Source organism: Citrobacter sp. Awk 4 (assembly GCF_028069725.1).
Lineage (GTDB): Bacteria > Pseudomonadota > Gammaproteobacteria > Enterobacterales > Enterobacteriaceae > Citrobacter_D.
The window spans coordinates 1-1,831 of record NZ_JANEWG010000118.1; the positions used below are offsets into that span (position 1 = coordinate 1).

The 1,831-nt window shown below is 44.7% G+C and carries 1 protein-coding gene and 1 rRNA gene; both read left to right on the plus strand.

Features of this window, described 5'->3' with window-relative positions; genetic code table 11:
* Positions 1-458: 458 nt before the first annotated feature.
* Positions 459-728 (plus strand): DUF1471 family periplasmic protein YahO, encoded by a 270-nt coding sequence (gene yahO, locus NNO04_RS22385; RefSeq protein WP_271446515.1) that lies wholly within the window; start codon positions 459-461, stop codon positions 726-728.
* 978 nt (positions 729-1,706) lie between these two features.
* Positions 1,707-1,831, plus strand: a 16S ribosomal RNA gene (locus NNO04_RS22390); the annotation flags it as partial.

A 1,831-nucleotide genomic window follows, 5' to 3' on the forward strand; every position in this document is an offset into this window, starting at 1 on the left:
GTTTTGTATTTTTTGTTGGCTAGTTATTCTTAATATTAATTTAAGCAAAATATGCGTAATTAGATAAGGTGGGATAGGTAATGGAAGAAATTCTGTGTCGTGCGCGGGTTTCTTTTTACTTTTCATCAGAAATTTTGCTTCTTAATGATCAGGCGTATTATGTTAGAGATAATTAATGAAGTTGCCGTTTATTCTGCAGTTATCTCCAGAAACTGTATAGTCGTGATATCTATTTTGTCTGTGGTGATTTTATTATTGTTGACAGTATTACGTTAATTGTTCATATAGTGATGATGTCTGGTGTGTTGTGAGTGACGCAGGTCATTTGGGTTTACCGGTGATGCAAATGATTTTTCCACTTTGATATAGAACAGACATACATATTTTGAGTGACCATCTGATATCTTCAATATAAACACAAGTGTTTAAGTATGATAACCAGTGATGACGAGGGATATATGAAAAAGATAATTGCTGGAGCGCTAGTCGCTGTTTTTTCTTTCAGTGCGCAGGCTGCGGAAATGATGCTGCAAAAAGACTTCGAGAAAGTCGCTGATCAGTATGTCAACGTCGGTGAGATCTCCACATCAGGTACGACCAGTACTGCTGAGGCGAAAGCGGAGCTTTCAAAAAAAGCAGATGAAAAAGGGGGAGACATTTTCGTGATGAGCTCTGGCAACACCAATAACAAGATCCACGGAACGGCCAACGTTTACCGGAAAAGGTGAGCCTGAACTAACCAGCTCCAGAGGAAGAACTGTATCCGGCGGTGTCCAGCAGCGGCAGGAACAGAATAAATGGAAGAGAGAGGCTTGAAGCCGACCGAAACCCATCAAGCAAGAACCCGCCTTTTCGGCGGGTTCTTTGCATTTATAACGCAATGGGCTCTTCTATATATAGAAGCGTTGGTTTTAATCACACCCTGGGGCGACAAACGCAAAAGCGATATCTGCCTCTCACCACATCTCTTGTCATCTATAGCCACTGACAGCGTCCAGCCTCCCGCGTCGGAAAAATCAGGGGCGACTGGTGATGGGAATAGATCATCAGCCGTTTGCCTAAAAGCAGGAACCGGCCTAATTAAGGGGATTCTATAGAGTACGTGCTGGAGGTGGGCTAACACTGCTGGCGTTGAGCAGCAGATTGTCGCGCGGTTCCCAAAGAGGGCTGCTGCGATGAACATATAAATGCAGGGGGGGCGGGAAGGCAGAATGCGTGTCAGGTATATATAAATGACATGTCCCGAGGCATAGATACACACGTCATGAGTCGTCGTGACTGGAAATATTGGGCTGTTTGTGGATAACTCTGTGTGTAAATTGGTATAAAGCGGGGTTTTGCTGTGGAATGCAGCAGTCAGTCATTTTTCTGTCATTTAAGGGTTGCGGGCGCCGGAGAACTCCCTATAATGCGCCTCCATCGACACGGCGGATGTGAATCACTTCACACAAACAGCCGGTTAGGTTGAAGAGAAAAATTCTGAAAATCAGGGTTGACTCTGAAAGAGGAAAGCGTAATATACGCCACCTCGCGACAGAGCGCTAAAGCGCGTCGCAACTGCTCTTTAACAATTTATCAGACAATCTGTGTGGGCACTCAAAGTGACATGGATTCTTAAATGTCTTCGGACACTAAATGAATACCAAGTCTCAACGAGTGAACACGTAATTCATTACGAAGTTTAATTCATTGAGCATCAAACTTTTAAATTGAAGAGTTTGATCATGGCTCAGATTGAACGCTGGCGGCAGGCCTAACACATGCAAGTCGAACGGTAGCACAGGGGAGCTTGCTCCCCGGGTGACGAGTGGCGGACGGGTGAGTAATGTCT

Excerpts from the sequence above, each read along its gene's own strand:
- yahO (WP_271446515.1), top strand. The coding sequence starts at position 459 with ATGAAAAAGATAATTGCTGGAGCGCTAGTCGCTGTTTTTTCTTTCAGT.